Below are 19,641 nucleotides of genomic sequence, written 5' to 3'. Positions count from 1 at the left end.
CTTCTTTTTACTCCCGGAATGCACTATGGCTTGTGGCGAATTTGAACTGATAGCACGCTACTTTGATCGTGTAACAAGCTCCCGTCGCGATGTCGAAAAAGGTATTGGCGACGACTGCGCCTTGCTGAGCGTACCTGAAAAACAGTCTCTGGCGATCAGTACCGATACGCTGGTGGCGGGTGTCCATTTTCTTGCCGATATCCATCCAGCCGACCTCGGCTACAAAGCGCTGGCGGTAAATCTTAGCGACCTTGCTGCGATGGGCGCCGACCCTGCGTGGCTGACTCTGGCGCTGACGCTGCCGAACGTGGATGAAAGCTGGCTGGAAAGCTTCAGCGACAGCCTGTTTGAGCTTCTCGATTATTACGATATGCAGCTGATCGGCGGTGATACCACGCGCGGTCCGCTTAGCATGACGCTCGGTATCCATGGCCTGGTGCCGCAGGGCCGGGCGCTTCGCCGTTCCGGTGCGCGCATCGGTGACTGGATTTACGTCACCGGCACCTTGGGTGACAGCGCCGCCGGTCTGGCCCTGTTGCTGGGCCAGGAGCAGTTGAGCAATCCCGCTGCCCATGAAGCACTCATTAAGCGCCATCTGCGACCTATCCCGAGAATCCTGCAGGGCCAGGCATTGCGCGATCTGGCGACGTCGGCGATCGACATCTCCGACGGGCTTATCTCCGATCTCGGCCATGTGCTGAAAGCCAGCGACTGCGGTGCGCGGATTAATCTGGATGCCTTGCCGCTGTCAGCATCGCTGAAGCAAAACTTCAGCCCCGAGCAGTGTCTGCACTGGGCGCTGAGTGGTGGCGAAGATTACGAACTGTGTTTCACGGTGCCGGAAATCAATCGCGGTGCGCTCGATGTGGCGCTCGGCTATCTTGGCGTACCGTTTGCCTGTATTGGCCAGATGGGCCCGCAGTCAGAGGGGCTGGTTCTGTTGCAGGATGACAGGGTCGTGGAGTTTAACCATAAAGGATTTGACCATTTTGGCTCGTGAAAAAGATGTGGCGAAAAGCCGCCTGAAGATGAGTAACCCGTGGCACCTGCTGGCCACCGGTTTCGGCAGCGGGCTCAGCCCGTGGATGCCCGGCACCATGGGGTCGATTGCAGCGATCCCCTTCTGGTATCTGCTGAATCTGCTGCCGCAGGATCTCTACGTGCTGGTGCTGCTGTTAGGGATCAGTATCGGCGTCTATCTCTGTCATCGCACCGCGAAGGATATGGGCATTCATGACCATGGCAGCATCGTCTGGGATGAGTTTATCGGGATGTGGATTACCCTGATGGCGATTCCGGTCAACAGCTGGCAGTGGGTGCTGGCGGGATTCCTGGTGTTCCGTCTGTTTGATATCTGGAAGCCGTGGCCGATCCGCTGGTTTGACCGCAACGTTCACGGTGGAATGGGGATCATGGTGGATGACATTGTGGCGGGGATTGTTTCTGCCGCGATCCTCTACCTGGCCGGTCACTACTGGCTGATGTAACTCCCGCAGTCGGGGTCAATGCCATTCTGACAGGATAGCCCGCTTGATACAGGACGAAAAAGTTATCGTCCTGTATCAAGAATCCAGCTATTTGTTAGCTCAACACGCCAACACGCCAACACGCCAACACGCCAACACGCCAACACGCCAACACGTATAGCTGGCTTTACTCGCTTACTCGAACCCAACAACCGGATGCGGCTGATAGACGCTTTCCAACTCGATAATCTCTTCCTGCGTGAGTTCGACCTCCGTTGCCTTGACCAGGTCGGCCAGCTGTTCGCTGCGTGATGCACCAATAATCGGTGCGGTCACCGCCGGTTTACTGAGCAGCCAGGCCAGCGCTATCTGCGCCCGGCTGACCCCTTTGTCCCTGGCAATTGCCTCAACGCGGGCGGCAATCGCGGCGTCGTTATCCTCATTGGCCGTATACAGCGTCTGACCGTATTGATCCGATACTGTCCGCGCGGTGGCTTCCCCCCACGGGCGGGTCAGGCGACCTCGCGCCAGCGGGCTCCACGGCAGCACGGCGATGTTCTCTGCAAGGCACAGCGGATGCATTTCACGCTCCTCTTCACGCTGGATCAGATTGTACTGGTCCTGCATGCTGACAAAACGCGTCCAGCCGTAGCGATCGGCGGTGTACAGCGCTTTGGCAAATTGCCAGGCATACATCGAAGAGGCACCGATATAGCGGGCTTTACCGGCTTTCACCACGTCGTGCAGCGCCTCCAGCGTTTCTTCCAGCGGCGTGTTGTAGTCCCAGCGATGGATTTGCAGCAGATCGACGTATTCCATACCCAGCCGGTTCAGGCTGTCATCAATTGACTGCAAAATATTTTTCCGCGACAGTCCGCCGGAGAGGTTGCTCATCGGGAAGAACACTTTGGTCGCAACCACGACCTCATCGCGGCGGGCATAGTCGCGCAGGGCCCGGCCGACGATCTCTTCGCTGCTGCCGTCGGAGTAACTGTTGGCGGTATCAAAGAAGTTAATGCCGGCTTCCAGCGCCTGTTTGATTAACGGGCGGCTGCTCTCTTCCGGTAGCGTCCAGGCATGCTTGCCACGGTCGGGTTCACCATAGGTCATGCAGCCCAGACTCAGGCGTGATACGGTCAGATCGGTATTCGCTAACTGAATGGTTTTCATGAAGACTCCTGCTATTTATCGTCGCGTAAGCATAGCAGGTGAGGAGCTCCCCCGAAGGGCGGGGGAGCACAGGATGTTTACTGCTGCAGCCATCCGGCAATTTGCTGCTGAATCCCTGAGGCATCCAGCTGGAAGTCGGTGCGGATCTCTTCCTGAGTGCCCTGCGGAATAAACACGTCCGGCAGGCCAAGGTTAAGCACCGGAACCGGTTTGCGCTTCGCCATCAGCAGTTCATTCACACCGCTGCCAGCGCCGCCTTTAATCGCGCCTTCTTCCAGCGTAATCAGCGCATCGTGACTCGCAGCCAGCTCCAGAATCAGCGCCTCATCCAGCGGTTTAACAAAGCGCATATCCACCAGCGTGGCATTCAGAGCTTCTGCAGCAGCGGCCGCTTCCGGTAACAGAGTACCGAAGTTGAGGATCGCCAGCTTCTCGCCCTGGCGCTTAACGACACCTTTGCCCAGCGGCAGCGAAGCCAGTGGCTCGATAGTGGCACCGGTTCCGGTGCCGCGCGGGTAGCGTACCGCGCTCGGGCCGTCCTGATAGTGATAGCCGGTATAGAGCATCTGGCGGCACTCGTTCTCATCGCTCGGCGTCATGATCACCAGGTTCGGGATGCAGCGCATGAAAGCGATATCGAAAGCGCCCTGATGCGTCTGGCCGTCTGCACCCACAATGCCACCGCGGTCGATAGCAAACAGCACCGGGAGTTTCTGAATAGCCACATCATGAATCAGCTGATCGTAAGCGCGCTGAAGGAACGTCGAGTAGATCGCCACGATCGGCTTGAAGCCGCCAATAGCGAGACCGGCGGCGAAGGTCACCGCGTGCTGTTCGGCAATGGCAACGTCGAAATACTGTTTCGGGTATTCGCGTGAGAACGTCACCATGCCCGAGCCTTCACGCATCGCCGGCGTCACCGCCATCAGTTTTTCATCCTGAGCTGCGGTTTCACACAGCCACTGGCCGAAGATTTTTGAATAGGAGGGCAATCCTTCGGCGCTTTTTGGCAACAGACCGCTTGCCGGGTCGAACTTCGGCACCGCGTGCCAGGTAATCGGGTCCTGCTCGGCCGGGGCGTAGCCTTTGCCCTTTTTGGTCATAATGTGCAGGAACTGCGGTCCTTTCAGCGCGCGCATATTGCGCAAGGTCTGCACCAGCGCCAGCACGTCGTGGCCGTCTACCGGGCCGATGTAGTTAAAGCCCAGCTCTTCGAACAGCGTGCCGGGAACCACCATGCCTTTCAGGTGTTCTTCGGTGCGCTTGACCAGTTCTTTAATCGGCGGCAGGCCGGTTAGTACTTTTTTACCGCCTTCACGCAGACGTGCGTAGGTTTTGCCGGAGAGCAGCTGTGCCAGGCGGTTATTCAGCGCGCCCACGTTTTCAGAAATCGACATTTCGTTGTCGTTGAGGATCACCAGCAGGTCGGCTTTGATATCACCGGCATGGTTCATCGCTTCAAACGCCATACCGGCCGTGATCGCACCGTCGCCAATAATGCAGGCGGTACGGCGATCCTTGCCTTCTTTACCGGCGGCAACGGCCATGCCCAGCCCGGCGCTGATAGAGGTTGAGGAGTGACCGACGTTCAGCACGTCGTATTCACTTTCATCACGCCACGGGAACGGATGCAGTCCGTTTTTTTGGCGGATTGTCCCGATGCGATCGCGGCGCCCGGTAAGGATTTTATGCGGATAGGCCTGATGGCCAACGTCCCATACGAGATGATCGAATGGCGTGTTGTAGACGTAGTGCAACGCAACGGTCAGCTCTACAACGCCCAGCCCCGAAGCAAAGTGGCCGCTGGAGCGGCTCACGCTGTCGAGCAGATACTGGCGCAGCTCATCACAGAGTTTTGGCAGGCTCTCTTTCGGTAGCAAACGTAATTCTTGCACCGTTTCTGCCAGCGCCAGCGTCGGGTATTTTCCAGGTTCAAAACTCATCAGTGACTCATTATGGCTATTTATCGCGTTCAATTATGAAGCCGGCCAGCGCCCGCAACGGGGTGGTATTATAGGATTGTGCGGCCAGCGTTTCTAATGCGCTGAGAGACTCCTGATAGAGATCCCATGCTTTTGTCCGTGCTCCCTCCAGCCCCAGCAGCGCCGGGTAAGTGCTTTTGCCCAGTTGCTGATCGGCTCCTTGCTGTTTGCCGAGCACGGCGGTATCACCTATCACATCCAGAATATCGTCCTGAACCTGGAATGCCAGCCCAATAGCACTGGCGTAACGATCGAGTGCAGGCAAGGCGTTACGGCCTCTTTCCCCTGCGGCCAGCGCGCCAAGGCGCACGGCAGAACGGATCAGCGCGCCGGTTTTATGGCGGTGAATCTGTTCGAGTGCGGTTAAATCAACCTGCTTGCCTTCTGCCGCTAAATCCAGTGCCTGGCCGCCGCACATTCCCGCAACACCGCTGGCCTGCGCCAGTTCGGAAAGCATGGCAATACGGAATTCAGCCTCAACGCCGGGCATCGGGGCATCGGCCAGAATCGAGAAGGCCAGCGTTTGCAGGGCATCGCCTGCCAGAATGGCTGTGTCTTCACCGAATTTAATATGGCAGGTTGGCTGCCCACGGCGCAGGCTGTCGTCATCCATGGCAGGTAAATCGTCGTGAATCAGGGAATAGGCATGAATGCATTCAACGGCCGCCGCAGGCGCATCCAGAGCGCTGTCATCGGCGTGCAGCATCTGACCGGTGGCATAAACCAGAAAAGGACGCAGCCTTTTCCCTCCTAATAATGCGCCATATTCTATGGCATTTACTAGCGGAGTGCTCTGAAAAGGTAGCTCGGCAACATAACGCTGCAATGCGGCATTCACGCGCTGATAATGCGCATGCTGTAATGCGATGAAATCCATCAGTCGTTTTCCGGAGTAAAAGGCGTCAGATCGGCGTTTTTATCGTCATTCAAAAGGATCTGCACCCGCTGTTCGGCCTGCTGTAGCGTTTGCTGCCCGGTACGCGCCAGCTGCACGCCGCGCTCGAACTCGCTCAGCGCCTCTTCCAGCGGAAGGTTGCCGCTTTCAAGGCGGGTGACGATCTGTTCCAGCTGCTGCAGTGAGCTTTCAAAACTGGCAGGCTGTTCGGATTTTTTCGGCATGTTTGATCCTGGCTTGTTATCTCTGTCAGCGGATAATGACTTATGGTATCCGACTCGAAATGATTCGCAAAATATACCCGTCATCTTTCCACTGACAATGACGTGATATGTGCACTGGTACAGAACAATCTTACGGGTGAGCGGCAGACCGGCAGCAGATGAATAAGCACCCATCGGGCAAATGATGATATACTGCTGCGCCTGAATGCAAAGGCCATGAGCCATTTTGCAAGACCCTGATTTTACCAGCTAAGTGCCTTTCGTTTCAGCACTTAATTGCCTAGCGAACCCATGCCACCATGAAGTTTATCATTAAGTTATTCCCAGAAATCACCATTAAAAGCCAGTCCGTGCGCCTGCGTTTTATCAAAATCCTTACCGGAAACATTCGCAACGTACTTAAACACTACGATGAAAACCTTGCCGTGGTGCGCCACTGGGACCATATCGAAGTACGCGCGCGCGATGAGAGCCAGCGGCCAACGATTATCGGTGAGCTGACGCGTATTCCAGGTATCCACCATATTCTGGAAGTTGAAGACCGTCCTTACACCGATGTACACAACATCTTCGAACAGACGCTTGAACTGACCCGCGAGCGTATCGAAGGGAAATCCTTCTGTGTACGCGTCAAGCGTCGCGGCAAGCATGAGTTCAGCTCACAGGACGTTGAGCGCTACGTTGGCGGCGGCCTGAACCAGCATGTGGCTTCCGCCCGCGTGCAGTTGAATCACCCGGACGTGACGGTCAACCTGGAAATTGAGGGTGACCGCCTGCTGCTGGTAACCGGCCGTTTTGAAGGTATCGGTGGCTTCCCGATCGGAACGCAGGAGGATGTGCTGTCGCTGATCTCCGGTGGGTTTGACTCCGGCGTTTCCAGCTACATGCTGATGCGCCGCGGCTGCCGCGTTCACTACTGCTTCTTCAATCTGGGCGGTGCCGCTCATGAGATTGGCGTACGGCAGGTGGCCCACTATCTGTGGAAGCGCTACGGCAGTTCGCATCGCGTTCGCTTTGTTGCTATTAACTTTGAGCCGGTGGTCGGTGAGATCCTGGAAAAAGTGGATGATGGCCAGATGGGCGTGGTGCTGAAGCGCATGATGGTGCGTGCGGCGTCGAAAGTGGCCGAACGCTACGGCGTGCAGGCGCTGGTCACCGGTGAAGCGCTGGGGCAGGTTTCCAGCCAGACTCTCACCAACCTGCGCTTAATTGATAACGCCAGCGATACCCTGATCCTGCGTCCGCTGATTTCACACGATAAAGAGCACATCATTAATCTGGCGCGTGAAATCGGGACGGAAGACTTTGCCCGCACCATGCCGGAGTACTGTGGTGTGATCTCGAAAAGCCCGACGGTGAAAGCCGTGAAGGCGAAAATTGAAGCGGAAGAGCAGAACTTCGATTTCACCATCCTCGACCGTATGGTGGAAGAAGCGACTAACGTCGATATCCGCCAGATCGCTGAGAAAACTCAGGAAGAAGTGGTGGAAGTGGAAACCGTGGCGTCATTTAGTGCGAATGACGCGGTGCTGGATATTCGCTCCAACGACGAACAGGATGCCCGTCCGCTTGAGGTTGACGGCGTTGAAGTGAAATCCTTGCCGTTTTACAAGCTGGGTACTCAGTTTGGCGATCTCGACCAGTCGAAAACCTGGCTGCTGTACTGCGAGCGCGGCGTGATGAGCCGTTTGCAGGCGCTGTATCTGCACGAGCAGGGCTTTACCAACGTTAAGATTTATCGCCCTTAACATACGGAATGGCAGCACACTCGCTGTTGCCATTCCCCATCACTCCAGCTGCGGATAGCCAGATTTCTAAGAAGAAGCCCGGATATCCGCGCTGAAATAAATTACGCTCGTTAGCGTTGTTAACGCTTGATGAATGTACTGTTCCAGTCGTATCGTCAGTCACTCAGCGAGTCGTCATCAACTGGCGCTGATTATTCTTTATAGTCGTAAATTCCCGCCGCCAGTACCATCTGCTCGCCAACCTCACGCGCTTTGTCTTTACCCACCAGTAAATCAATCAGCTTGAGGGCGAAATCAATGGTGGTACCCGGCGCCTGGCTGGTCAGCAGATTCACGCGACGATCCCAGACTACGCGGCGATCCATCCACTTACCTTCGGGAATGGTATCTTTCAGCCCCGGGAAACCGGTCATATTCCCCACCGGGAACAGGTCGTGTGGGATCAGTACGGTGCCCGGGGTGGCGCACATAGCGGCCACGATGCGGCCGGAAAGGTGAAACTGCCGCACGGTCTCGACCAGCAGCGGGCTGTCGCGAAAACACTCGGCACCCTTCAAGCCGCCCGGCAGGACGATGGCATCGAACTCGTCGTCGGCCACCTGCACCAGCGGGGCATCCGCCAGCAGTCGCACTCCGCGTGAACAGACAATTTCACGATCGCCATTTTCGGCCACGCTCGCGGTGACGACGCGAATGCCCGCGCGCACCAGTAGATCGATGGTGGTAACGGCTTCGGTTTCTTCACTCCCAGGTGCCAGGCAAACCAGCACCGATGCGTTCGCGGTCATAATCTTGTTCCTTACGCTTAATAAATTCAAAAAGACGGTTGTTCTCCGGCGTTACCAGGCCCTGAGCGCGGGCACGACGGATCACGTAGCCGTTGATATAGTCAATTTCCGTACGGCGCTGGGCACGGATATCCTGCAGCATGGAAGAGGTATTGCCTGCCGTGCTGCGGATCACATCCATCACGTAGTCGATCAGCCATTCGCGCGAGATATGCTGGCCTTCTCGTTCCATGACGGCGGCCACTTCATTGCTGAGCGCGTCAATTTCCTCACGGTGCTCCACCAGCTCGCCGTTGGTGCAGTCGTAAAATACGGTGAGTGGGTTAATCACGCAGTTCACCGCCAGCTTCTGCCAGGCCGCTGAGGCGACATTGTTGTGCCAGGCGACATCAGGTAGTGCGGCATGCAGCGTTTCCGCGAGCTCGCTCATTGCTTCAGCAGCAGGAGAAATGGGTCCGACATGCGTGATCCCGGAGGCTACGTGGACGATCACTGTGCCATCGTGCCTGGCCGCATGCGTCGTAACGCCGCGCAGCAATGGCTGACGCAGCGTTTTCAGTTCATCAAGTGTGCCCATGCCGTTGTGCAGCAGCAGCACCGGACAGTTTTCCGGCAGGATAAACTGCAGGTTCTTCACGGCCTCAGATACCTGCCAGGCTTTGAGCGTGACCAGCAGCAGATCGCTTTTCGCGAGAAAGGTCGGATCGTTAGCGATCAGCGTTTTATTGATCGGGGAGCCGTGTAAATCAATCACGTTTACCGAGCAGTAGGGTTGTGGAACCCTTAACCAGCCCTGAACTTCATGCCCCTGTTGTTCAAGAGCAGCAAGCCAGATCTGCCCTAAAGCTCCGCATCCAAGTACGGTAATTTTCATTGTTCCTCCCCGCGGCGGGGTGAGTTAAACAGTTTACCCGCGCATCTGTTGATTATTATAGCTTTCAGCGTCCGCAGTTTTATTTACCCGTGGCAAGCAGGTATTATGCCTGTCACTTTAGTCTCAGGAGAATAGATCATGCCATCTTTCGATATCGTTTCCGAAATTGACATGCAGGAAGTGCGCAATGCCGTTGAAAACGCCAACCGCGAAATCGCCACCCGCTTTGATTTCCGTAACGTGCAGGCCAGCTTCGAGCTGAACGAAAAAAACGAATCCATCAAGGTTGCCAGCGAGTCAGATTTCCAGGTGAAACAGCTGCTGGATATCCTGCGTGAAAAACTGCTGAAGCGCGGCATTGAAAATGCGGCGCTGGACGTGCCCGAAGAGATTGAGCACAGCGGTAAAAACTGGAGCGTCGATGCCAAAATGAAAAAAGGCATTGAGAGCGACGTAGCGAAGAAGCTGGTTAAGCTGATCAAAGACAGCAAGCTGAAGGTGCAGACCCAGATTCAGGGCGATGAAGTGCGCGTTACCGGTAAGTCACGCGATGACCTGCAGGGCGCAATGGCGCTGGTGCGTAAAGGCGAACTGGGCCAGCCATTCCAGTTCAAAAACTTCCGCGACTAATCCTCACATCGCCTCTCCGTTTGGCGTTTCGGACCGTGATGTAAGGCCCGAGTGCTGAGGTGCAGGTGATATGAGGTTGACTGGCTGGCCCCTGTTCAGGGGCCAGCTGGCACATATTCATTTCGACGCGAATGGGCCTTGTAGTGGCGTATGAGTCTGAAGCGTTACACCGACCACGGCAGGGCGTTGCATTTGCTGTATTTAGAAACGGTTTACGCCGCTGAGGCAATCAGCTTTTCCAGCGTAGCGCGGCTGGTAACCTTGCTGTCGATTTTGACGTAGGCACTCTGCTCTTCCGGCACGATAAACACGGCCGTTACGCCAGGCTCGGTTTTCAGCTTCTGCTCCAGAGCATTTTTATCTAGAGTACAGGCTTCCAGCGTTATCCGCAGGCTGCTGACGTAAGGCGGTTCCTGCATGGTGATGCTGACCAGCAGCCAGACTGCGGCGATGACGGCACCCACCACAAACACGCTCTGCGCATCGAAGTGACCGAACACCCATCCCCCCATGCTGCCGCCAATCGCCACACCGATAAACTGGCTGGTTGAATAAAGCCCCATAGCGGTTCCTTTGAAGCCGGGAGGGGACTCTTTGCTGACCAGCGAGGGCAGAATGGCTTCCATCAGATTAAAGCCGACAAAGAACAGCTGCACGCCGATAACCAGCGTCCAGAAATGTCCACCAGCCAGCCAGAGGACGACTTCCGCCACCAGCATCAGCGCCACGCAGAAGATAAACACGCGCTTCATACGGCGCTTCACTTCGGCGTAAATAATAAAGGGCACCACGCTGACGAAGGCGATAAGCATGGTCACCAGGTACACTTTCCAGTGTTCGGCGGCCGGTAAGCCCGCGCGTTCAAACTGGCCCGGCAGCGCGACAAAGCTCGACATCAGCAAAATGTGCAGGCAGAGAATGCCGAAATTCAGTTTCACCAGGCGGCTGTTTGCCAGCACATCGCGGAAGCTGCCTTTCACCATGCCCGACTCGCGGTTGAGCACGTGGCTGGAGGCGGAAGGCACCACCAACAGGGTGATAACAATGCCTGAGGTTGCCAGCACGGCGATCATCCAGAACAACGCATGCAGGCCAAACGCATTGGTCACGATCGGCCCCAGCACCATGGCGATAGCGAAGGTAATACCAAAGCTTATGCCGATAAACGCCATCGCCTTGGTGCGGTTCTGTTCGCGTGTTAAATCGGAGAGCAGTGCCATAACCGCTGCGGCTATCGCACCGGAGCCCTGTAGCGCTCGGCCAAGGATTACCCCCCAAATCGAGGTGGTTAATGCGGCAATCACGCTACCAAGAACAAAAATAATCAGTCCGCCGACGATAAGCGGTTTGCGGCCGATACGATCGGAAAGCAGACCAAAGGGGATCTGGAATACGGCCTGGGCTAAACCGTAAATGCCGATGGCTAGCCCGATCAATGCTTCGCTGGCTCCCTGTAAAGCCATGCCATAAGTGGTGAGGACCGGTAACACCATAAACATGCCCAGCATACGCAGGGAAAAAACCGTCCCCAGGCCCCAGGTAGCACGAAGCTCGACCGGGGTCATTTTATTATCGTTCATTACTACCTCATACATTTAGTGCGCATAGTTTATGTGCGAGGGGAGGGCGGGTACAACATTACTTGCGAAGAAGTCGTAACAAAAAGAAAGGGCGCGAAATCGCGCCCTTTATCGTGATGCAGCTTTGCTTACCGGACGTAAGTCAGCAGATCTTTAGAAGCGGGGGTCATAAAATCGACAGACATCATCACGCTCAGCGCGGTGATAGCCACGATTGAAAACACGAACAGTTTACGCGCCCAAACTCGGTCGTTTGAGGTTTTGTAACCTGACAGTGCCATCCCCAGCCACCAGACGCTAACCGCTGCGGCCACCACCAGATATTTATATCCGGCATAACCACCCAGCGTCAGCATCAGCGTGGCAATCATAAACGCCAGGATATACAGCGTAATATGATTTTTCGCGACCGAAATGCCTTTCACCACCGGCAGAACCGGAATGTTGGCTGCCTGGTAATCTTTAAAGCGGAAGATAGCAATCGCATAGGAATGCGGCATCTGCCACAGGCTAAAGATAGCCAGCAGGATCAACGCACCGGCGTCAAACTGATTGGAAACCGCACAGTAGCCGATCACCGGAGGTGCTGCGCCAGAGAGGCTGCCAATCAGGGTGCCGTAGACGGAGTTGCGCTTCATGTACAGGCTGTAAACGCCGACATAAACCACGAAACCCATCACCGCCAGCCACATGGCCAGCGGATTTGCTCCGAAATACAGCATCGCAAAGCCAGCAATACCTAAAACGGTCGCATAAACCAGGCTCAGTTTCGGAGAGATGAGGCCTTTGACCATCACCCGATTCTTAGTTCTCTCCATCTTTTTGTCGATGTCGCGGTCAATGTAGTTGTTATAAACACAACCCGATGCCACCACCAGCGAAACGCCGACAAGGGTGAAGAGAAACAGGGAGTAATCGATGCTGCCTTTAGAAGCCAGCAGGAATCCCCCGATAACAGAAATTAAATTCCCGAAAATAATCCCTGGTTTTGTTACTTGCAGGTATCGCTTAATCATCACAGTAGCTCTGTTAGTGGGTCATCATGTTGTAGTTGAGGTTCCACATGATCCAGAGAGAGCCGACAACAACAATCAGGATGATGATCGCCGCGAAGACGATAGCAACCATATTCCAGCCGCCCTCGGACTTGCTGTCCAGGTGCAGGAAGTACACCAGGTGAACCAGCAGCTGAACAACCGCACACACCAGAACCACAGTCAGCGTAACCGCTTTAGAAGCACCGCCGTCCATAACCATCCAGAACGGGATACCGGTCAGAATGATCGACAGGATAAAGCCGATCATATATGACTTCACGCTACCGTGTGACGCGCCGCCATGTTCGTTTACAGAATGACTCATTACATGGCCCCCATCAGATAAACAATGGTGAATACGCAGATCCAAACCACATCCAGGAAGTGCCAGAACAGGCTCAGACACATAATACGCGCGCGGTTAGTATCGTTCAGGCCACGCTTGGAAACCTGGAACATCAGCACCAGCATCCAGATCAGGCCAGAGGTCACGTGCAGACCGTGGGTACCAACCAGCGTGAAGAACGCGGAGAGGAAGCCACTACGATCCGGACCGAAGCCCTCTTTGATCAGGTGATGGAATTCATAGATTTCCATCCCGATGAAGCCCAGACCGAACAGGAAGGTCATGAACAACCAACCGAGTACGGCACCTTTCTGGCCTTTGTTCATGTTGATAACTGCAAAACCGTAGGTAATGGAGCTCAACAGAAGCAGGGCGGTTTCAACCAGTACGAACGGCAGCTCAAAGATATCTTTGCCTGCCGGGCCACCGGCGGTGTTGTTAACCATCACACCATACGTCGCAAACAGGGTTGCGAAGATGATGCAGTCACTCATCAGGTAGATCCAGAAGCCAAAGATCTTATTGGCTCCCGCATCGTGATGCCCATGGTCCCCATGGGCGTCGTCGTGGTGATGTTTAGTCAGAGTTTCAGTTGACATTTTTCAGACCTGCTTTGCTAATTTCGTCAAAGTGCTGATTCTCGATTTTTTCGATCTCGGCAACAGGAACGTAGTAATCCACGTCTTCGTCAAAGCTCTTCACAATCCAGGAAACAATCATGCCCAGGAAAGACAGGCCCAACAGCCACCAGATGTGCCAGATTGCTGCAAAACCGAAGATGGTAGCGAACAGAGCAATGATGATACCGGCGCCGCTGTTTTTCGGCATATGAATTTCTTCATAGTGCGTCGGCTGTTTATACGCTTCACCTTTTTCCTTCATTTCCCAGAACGCATCGCGCTCGTGAACGTGAGGAACAACAGCAAAGTTATAGAACGGCGGTGGTGAAGAGGTTGCCCACTCCAGAGTACGTGCACCCCATGGGTCACCGGTCAGGTCACGGTTCTGTTCACGGTCGCGAACGGAAACGTAGAACTGAGTCAGCTGGCAGATAACACCACAGGCAATCAGTGCAGCACCGAATGCAGCCACAACCAGCAGCGGGTGGAACTGAGGATCGATGTCCTGGCTGATACGACGGGTCATACCCATGAAGCCCAGTGCGTACAGTGGCATAAAGGCAACAAAGAAGCCGATAATCCAGAACCAGAACGCACGGATACCCCATTTTTCATTCAGCGTGAAGCCGAATGCTTTAGGGAACCAGTAGGTCACACCTGCGAAGCAACCGAATACTACACCACCGATAATAACGTTATGGAAGTGAGCAATCAGGAACAGACTGTTGTGCAGAACGAAGTCAGCACCCGGCACGGCCAGCAGAACCCCGGTCATACCACCTACAGAGAAGGTGACCAGGAAGCCAACGGTCCACAGCATCGCAGAGTGCATCTGAATGCGACCCTGATACATGGTGAACAGCCAGTTGAAGATTTTAACACCGGTCGGGATGGCGATGATCATCGTCATAATACCGAAGAAGGCGTTAACGTTCGCACCCGCACCCATGGTGAAGAAGTGGTGCAGCCAAACGATGAAGGACAGGATGGTAATAACTACCGTTGCCCACACCAGAGAGGTATAACCAAACAGACGCTTTTTAGAGAAGGTTGCAACGATTTCGGAGAACACACCAAATACTGGCAGAACCAGGATGTATACTTCCGGATGACCCCAAACCCAAATCAGGTTGACGTACATCATCATGTTGCCGCCCATATCATTGGTAAAGAAGTGGAAACCAAGATAGCGGTCAAGCGTCAGCAGCGCTAAGGTCACGGTCAGAACCGGGAACGCAGCGATGATCAATACGTTAGTACACAGTGAAGCCCAGGTGAACACCGGCATTTTGAACATAGTCATGCCAGGCGCACGCATTTTCAGGATAGTAACGAAGAAGTTAATACCTGTTAATGTCGTACCAATACCGGATAACTGCAGACTCCATATCCAGTAGTCAACCCCGACCCCCGGACTGTACTCCGCACCGGAAAGTGGTGGATAAGCCAGCCAGCCGGTCTGAGCAAATTCGCCCACGCCCAGTGACAGGTTAACCAGAACCACACCGACAACGGTGAACCAGAAGCTCAGGTTGTTCAGGAACGGGAAGGCCACGTCGCGTGCGCCGATCTGTAGAGGAACAGCAATGTTCATCAGACCAACAACAAACGGCATCGCTACGAAGAAGATCATGATCACGCCGTGGGCGGTGAAGATCTGGTCGTAGTGGTGCGGTGGCAGGAATCCTGCTTCACCGGCAGAGGCAAGCACCTGCTGGCTACGCATCATGACCGCATCGGCAAAGCCACGCAGCAGCATGACGAAGGCCAGGATGATGTACATGATACCGAGTTTTTTGTGGTCGACAGAGGTCAGCCACTCGCTCCAAAGATACTTCCACTTACCGAAGTAAGTGATTGCAGCCACAAGCGCCAGGCCACCAAGAATGATGGCTGCTACCGTAACAACGATAATCGGCTCGTGGAGGGGCACTGCATCCAGTGTTAATTTACCTAACATTGTATTATTCCTCGGCTCCCGCGTGAGCGGAATGGCTCATATCCATACCTTCATGCGATGACATGTCCATACTTCCGCCGTGGTTCATCTGGAACTGATTGATAACATCTAAGAACAGACCAGGTTTCACACTTGAGAAGAATTCAACAGGGTGATTTTCGCTAGGCGCTGCCAGCTTATTAAAATCATCCATAGTCGCGAGTGTAGAGGTTGACTCTTTCGCTTTTGCTACCCACTGCTCGAAGGTTGCTTCGTCAGGAGTGGCAATCGCTTTAAACTTCATACCAGAGAAACCACGACCACTGAAGTTCGAGGAGATACCGTTAAAGGTGCCAGGTTCGTTCGCAATCAGGTGAAGCTTCGTCTGCATTCCGGCCATTGAGTAGATCTGGCTACCAAGAGTAGGAATAAAGAAGGAGTTCATCACTGAGTTAGACGTGATCTTGAAGTTAACTGGGCGATTAGCGGGGAACGCAATCTGGTTGACGGTTGCAATACCCTGTTCCGGGTAAATGAACAGCCATTTCCAGTCAAGCGAAACAACCTCAATCTCAACAGGCTTCTGATCGGAAACCAGCGGCTTGCTTGGCTCCAGCGCGTGGGTAGATTTCCACGTCAGAATACCAAGGAAAACAATGATTAAGATTGGCACAGTCCAGACAACGGCTTCAACTTTGTTAGAGTGTGACCAGTTTGGGCTGTATTTCGCATTGGTGTTTGATGCCCGATATTTCCAGGCGAACACCACGGCCATTAAGACTGCCGGGATAACGACGATCAACATCAGGCCGAAAGCCGTCAGTATCAGCGAACGTTGCTCCATTGCAATCTGTCCTTTGGGATTTAACAGTGCACTATCACAACCACTTAACAAAATGGTGCCTGCGATTAATGACAAAATCCCCAAACTTTTATTGTATTTACTGAGTCTCATTTAACGACCTCAATGACAAGGGCTCTATTGTCGTTTAAGTGTGGCGGCATTTTACGGGAAGGTTTCAGTACTGTAAACCTGCAACAGGTTGTGTCAGCGAGGTGTTGACACCTTTTGCCAAGGCTGTCACATATGTTGCTGGCGGTGACAAAATATTAATGGCAGCAATGGGTTGGAGGCAATATAACAAAATTCTATGAAAAAAAGTCGGGTCAAAATCCAGACGCTATAACCAGATGGTTATTGATCCAATTATTTAACAAGTCCTTATCAATTGTGTGATAATAAACGGCATAAAACTAATTACGCACCGGGTTTTAATACTCTTCATTTAAAAATATTTTGCGTGTAAAACTTTTCTAATCCCGCTCAAAAAGCCAAAAAATTTTATTTTTATTCAACTGGCAGTTGTAGCCAAAATCTGCCAGGTAAAAATAATCCAGGCAGGTGTTACAATTGCCTGGATTGTTGTTATTAAATTGTTATGGAAATAATTTCCTTAACAAATCAAATTTATCAGCTTAAACGACGATTTAATCGGCACTGAAAGACAATTTTCGGCCTGCCAAAAAATCGAGTAACGTTCCTGCCCCAATGCCTGCCAACATCAGTGAAACAGCTGTTTTTAACAGTCCGGAAACAATAACATCAGGCACGGTTAAATCCGATGCATTTAGTGCCAGGGCGATCAGCCAGAGAATCAACAGTAGCGATCCGAGCACCAAACTGCGCAGGGCCCAGCGGTATGCAGTGGGAAATGCAGTGCGCGGTGGAAAGTCTGGATGTTTCTGCGCATATTCAAGCGTTGATCGGCAGCCCGCCAACAGCAGCAGCCCGGGCAGCGCAGCAACGACCGAGAAAGCATAAAAGGTCGGCCAGCCCCAGCCATCAACAAACCAGCCAGCAACCGGCCCAACATACACTCGCCCAACGGCAGACAGGGCAGAGAGCAGAGCGAACTGGGTTGCTGAAAACGAGCGGTTGCACAGCGTCATCAGCAGTGCGACAAATGCCGCCGTGCCCATTCCACCGCAAAGGTTTTCCACGGTTACCGCCGCCGCCATGCTGTAAAGGTGTTTATCCGTCACCGACAGAATCCAGTAACCCAGATTGGAAACGGCCTGCAAGATGCCGAACAGCATCAACGCGCGGAACAGGCTCAGACGCTGCATCAGTACTCCGCCGACCAGCGCACCAACAATGGTCGCTATCAATCCCAGCGTTTTATTGACCAGGCCGACATCGCCCGCGTCAAAGCCCACGCCGCGGATCAGAAAAATGGTGGTCAGGCTGGCGGCAAAGGCATCGCCCAGCTTGTAGAGCACAATCAGTGACAGAATCAGCCACGCATTGTTGCGATTAAAGAAATCGCGCAGCGGAGCAACGACCGCCTGTTCCAGAGAACGCGGGACTTCGGAGGTTAGTGCGGGTTCTTTAGCCAGTAGCGTTGCGATAACACCCGGGACCATCATCAGCGCCATCAGCCACCAGATGGCCTGCCAGCCGAGGTAGCGGTCGGCCAGCCATAGCGCCAGGCCGCCGGAAACCAGCATCGCCAGTCGGTAACCCAGCACGCTGATGGCGGCACCGTTACCGCGTTCGGCCGCGCTCAGTACATCGGTTTTCCACGCATCAAAAACAATATCCTGCGAGGCGGAACAGAAAGCGATCAGCACCGCCAGCGCTGCCAGCAATGTCAGATCGCGTGAAGGCTGTAAAAAGCCCATCATGGCAATGCCGACGATAAGCAGCAATTGGGTAATCAGTAGCCAGCCGCGTCGACGGCCAAGAAATGGCGGCGTATAGCGATCCATCAGCGGTGACCAGAGAAACTTAAACACGTAAGCCTGGCCGACCAGTGAGAAGAAACCGATAGTTTTGATATCGACATTTTCAACCGCCATCCACGCCTGCAGAGTGCCGGAGGTTAATGCCAGGGGAAGGCCGGATGCGAAACCAAGTAATAAAAGGAGGGCGGAGTTGCGCCGGGTGAAAATCTGTAAATAGTGATTGGGCATACGGACCTTAAAGTCAGGCCCGCTATCCCGGCGGGCCTGCAATGATTAACGAGAGTTTTGCTTGATGAACTCGCTGACCGACGTGTCCTGAGCCATATCGGCAATCACGTCACCCAGTGTTGCGTTAACCGCATTGGTAATTTTTTCGTTGCTGGCGTTGAAAGCACCTTCCACGCTGTAGACCTGGCGATAGTTTTTCACCTGTTTATTGCCGTTTTTAGCGGTAGCAATAATCGAAATATCGGCCTTGGTGGTAATGCTGTAGCGGACGTTGCCCTGAGTCACGTCGGCATAAAGATTGTTCACCACGATTTGCAGGTCGACTGCACCGCTTGGACCAACCATATAGCCACGGGCGGTCATCTGTTTCTCCAGGCTTTCCTGCAGCAGGAAGCGCAGATCGCGTGAAGGAGTCAGTGTGATCAGCTGACCGTCACGGTTCACTTTTGCCAGTGCCTGGTCGGTGCGCTGATCGGCTCCGTTGATACTGATGGTTACGCCCATCAGGCCTGGATCCTGCTGGGGCAGCTTGATTTTAGGTGAAATATCAAGCGTGTTGCTGCTTGTCGCACAGCCAGCCAGCATAAACATGGCCAGCAGGGGGAACAGTAATTTTTTTAACATGCTTATTTTCTCGATAACGTGAGTTGTATTGCTGAAAAAACTCCGGCCATCATAACATCGCCTGTAGTCAGGGGAAGCCCCGATAGCGCGTAAATTCATCGCGTTGTCGTATTTTCGGACGACTGAACGCTTGAGGCTTGGACTGCAATCAGGCCTGAGTGTTTCACGTTCGATAAGTAAAAATGTTGGCTGATTTGAAAATTTCGTTAAAGTGCATCGGGTTTGCATAAAAAACGACTAACATTTAAAGAGATGGGGCGCAGTTCTCTGCTGGAGAGGAGTTCGGTTATGATCCGTGAACAAATAGAAGAAAAGTTACGTACGGCATTTTCACCGGTGCACCTTGAGGTCCATGACGAAAGCTATCGTCACAACGTCCCTGCGGGGGCGGAAAGTCACTTCAAGGTGGTGATCGTCAGTGACAGTTTTATCGACCAGCGTTTCCTGGTACGGCACCGTGCGATTTACGGGGTGCTGGCTGATGAACTGGCAGGAAGCGTCCATGCACTGGCGTTGCACAGCTACACGGTCAAAGAGTGGGAAAGCCTGCAGGATACCGTGCCCGCCTCGCCTAACTGTCGGGGTGCCGGAACGCTGGCATAACGGTTTATCACCTTTCAATACCAAACGGCCTCTGGGCCGTTTTTTCGTTCATAGCGGCTAAAAAACCGCAGCACTCATCAAATTCTTGCGGTTTCATCGCAAAAATGTAAAAAGTAGCGTGCGTCGGGGGAGTGTGCAGCCT

General features: G+C 53.9%; 19 protein-coding genes. 5 read left to right on the top strand and 14 right to left on the bottom strand.

Annotated features, from left to right (window positions below):
• Positions 1–25: 25 nt before the first annotated feature.
• Together thiL and pgpA are read left to right on the top strand one after the other, a co-directional pair.
• The gene (thiL, locus tag IBT47_RS07975; protein ID WP_200560033.1) at positions 26–1,000 is read left to right on the top strand and encodes a thiamine-phosphate kinase; all 975 of its coding nucleotides are present in this window, start codon (positions 26–28) and stop codon (positions 998–1,000) included.
• A complete protein-coding gene (gene pgpA / locus IBT47_RS07970) occupies positions 981–1,487 on the top strand; it encodes a phosphatidylglycerophosphatase A (RefSeq protein WP_200545355.1) in 507 nt (168 codons plus the stop codon). Before thiL ends, pgpA begins: the two co-directional genes overlap by 20 nt.
• Before the next feature lie 174 nt (positions 1,488–1,661).
• Here the strand turns inward: pgpA and IBT47_RS07965 are convergent, their stop codons facing one another.
• The 4 genes from IBT47_RS07965 to xseB all read right to left on the bottom strand — a co-directional run bounded on the left by IBT47_RS07965 (position 1,662) and on the right by xseB (position 5,737).
• Positions 1,662–2,636, bottom strand: coding sequence for an aldo/keto reductase (locus tag IBT47_RS07965; protein WP_105590781.1), 975 nt, complete (start codon positions 2,634–2,636; stop codon positions 1,662–1,664).
• A gap of 77 nt (positions 2,637–2,713) precedes the next feature.
• Positions 2,714–4,579 (bottom strand): 1-deoxy-D-xylulose-5-phosphate synthase, encoded by a 1,866-nt coding sequence (dxs, locus tag IBT47_RS07960; protein WP_200560032.1) that lies wholly within the window; start codon positions 4,577–4,579, stop codon positions 2,714–2,716.
• A 16-nt stretch (positions 4,580–4,595) separates the two neighbouring features.
• On the bottom strand, positions 4,596–5,495 hold the full coding sequence (gene ispA, locus IBT47_RS07955) for a (2E,6E)-farnesyl diphosphate synthase (protein ID WP_200560031.1): 900 nt from the start codon (positions 5,493–5,495) through the stop codon (positions 4,596–4,598).
• Positions 5,495–5,737 carry an exodeoxyribonuclease VII small subunit gene (gene xseB / locus IBT47_RS07950; RefSeq protein WP_105590784.1) on the bottom strand — a complete coding sequence of 81 codons (243 nt, stop codon included), beginning with the start codon at positions 5,735–5,737 and terminating at the stop codon, positions 5,495–5,497. Before xseB ends, ispA begins: the two co-directional genes overlap by 1 nt.
• Positions 5,738–6,036: 299 nt before the next feature.
• On the opposite strand from xseB, the gene thiI reads away from it, so the two are divergent.
• Entirely contained in the window at positions 6,037–7,485 is a 1,449-nt protein-coding gene (gene thiI, locus IBT47_RS07945) for a tRNA uracil 4-sulfurtransferase ThiI (RefSeq protein ID WP_200560030.1), read from the top strand.
• A gap of 191 nt (positions 7,486–7,676) precedes the next feature.
• Here the strand turns inward: thiI and yajL are convergent, their stop codons facing one another.
• Positions 7,677–8,273 (bottom strand): protein deglycase YajL, encoded by a 597-nt coding sequence (gene yajL, locus IBT47_RS07940; RefSeq protein WP_200560029.1) that lies wholly within the window; start codon positions 8,271–8,273, stop codon positions 7,677–7,679.
• Positions 8,227–9,147: a 2-dehydropantoate 2-reductase gene (panE, locus tag IBT47_RS07935; protein WP_200560028.1), complete on the bottom strand. Its 921-nt coding sequence runs from the start codon at positions 9,145–9,147 to the stop codon at positions 8,227–8,229. Before panE ends, yajL begins: the two co-directional genes overlap by 47 nt.
• A 138-nt stretch (positions 9,148–9,285) precedes the next feature.
• On the opposite strand from panE, the gene IBT47_RS07930 reads away from it, so the two are divergent.
• A complete protein-coding gene (locus tag IBT47_RS07930) occupies positions 9,286–9,777 on the top strand; it encodes a YajQ family cyclic di-GMP-binding protein (RefSeq protein ID WP_105590788.1) in 492 nt (163 codons plus the stop codon).
• A gap of 212 nt (positions 9,778–9,989) precedes the next feature.
• On the opposite strand, the gene IBT47_RS07925 is transcribed toward IBT47_RS07930, so the two are convergent.
• The 8 genes from IBT47_RS07925 to IBT47_RS07890 form a co-directional block, all read right to left on the bottom strand.
• A complete protein-coding gene (locus IBT47_RS07925) occupies positions 9,990–11,357 on the bottom strand; it encodes an MFS transporter (RefSeq protein ID WP_200545362.1) in 1,368 nt (455 codons plus the stop codon).
• Between the two features lie 128 nt (positions 11,358–11,485).
• Complete coding sequence (gene cyoE / locus IBT47_RS07920; RefSeq protein ID WP_123335681.1) at positions 11,486–12,373, bottom strand: heme o synthase; 888 nt, start codon at positions 12,371–12,373, stop codon at positions 11,486–11,488.
• A 13-nt stretch (positions 12,374–12,386) separates the two neighbouring features.
• Positions 12,387–12,719, bottom strand: coding sequence for a cytochrome o ubiquinol oxidase subunit IV (locus IBT47_RS07915; protein WP_105590791.1), 333 nt, complete (start codon positions 12,717–12,719; stop codon positions 12,387–12,389).
• On the bottom strand, positions 12,719–13,339 hold the full coding sequence (locus tag IBT47_RS07910; RefSeq protein WP_105590792.1) for a cytochrome o ubiquinol oxidase subunit III: 621 nt from the start codon (positions 13,337–13,339) through the stop codon (positions 12,719–12,721). The genes IBT47_RS07915 and IBT47_RS07910 overlap by 1 nt, the downstream gene beginning before the upstream one ends.
• Positions 13,329–15,320, bottom strand: coding sequence for a cytochrome o ubiquinol oxidase subunit I (gene cyoB / locus IBT47_RS07905; RefSeq protein ID WP_200560027.1), 1,992 nt, complete (start codon positions 15,318–15,320; stop codon positions 13,329–13,331). The genes IBT47_RS07910 and cyoB overlap by 11 nt, the downstream gene beginning before the upstream one ends.
• A 4-nt stretch (positions 15,321–15,324) precedes the next feature.
• Positions 15,325–16,254, bottom strand: a complete 930-nt coding sequence (gene cyoA / locus IBT47_RS07900; RefSeq protein ID WP_105590794.1) for a cytochrome o ubiquinol oxidase subunit II — start codon at positions 16,252–16,254, stop codon at positions 15,325–15,327.
• 533 nt (positions 16,255–16,787) lie between these two features.
• The gene (gene ampG, locus IBT47_RS07895) at positions 16,788–18,272 is read right to left on the bottom strand and encodes a muropeptide MFS transporter AmpG (protein ID WP_200560026.1); all 1,485 of its coding nucleotides are present in this window, start codon (positions 18,270–18,272) and stop codon (positions 16,788–16,790) included.
• Positions 18,273–18,317: 45 nt separating this feature from the next.
• Positions 18,318–18,896, bottom strand: a complete 579-nt coding sequence (locus IBT47_RS07890; protein ID WP_105590796.1) for a lipoprotein — start codon at positions 18,894–18,896, stop codon at positions 18,318–18,320.
• 288 nt (positions 18,897–19,184) lie between these two features.
• Between IBT47_RS07890 and bolA the strand changes: the two genes are divergently transcribed.
• Positions 19,185–19,499 (top strand): transcriptional regulator BolA, encoded by a 315-nt coding sequence (gene bolA, locus IBT47_RS07885; protein ID WP_105590797.1) that lies wholly within the window; start codon positions 19,185–19,187, stop codon positions 19,497–19,499.
• Positions 19,500–19,641: the final 142 nt, after the last annotated feature.

This window comes from Erwinia sp. S43 (assembly GCF_016624745.1).
GTDB classification, from domain to species: domain Bacteria; phylum Pseudomonadota; class Gammaproteobacteria; order Enterobacterales; family Enterobacteriaceae; genus Erwinia; species Erwinia coffeiphila.
Note: the sequence above shows the minus strand (reverse complement) of the source record. Positions and strands in the feature narration are given on the sequence as shown.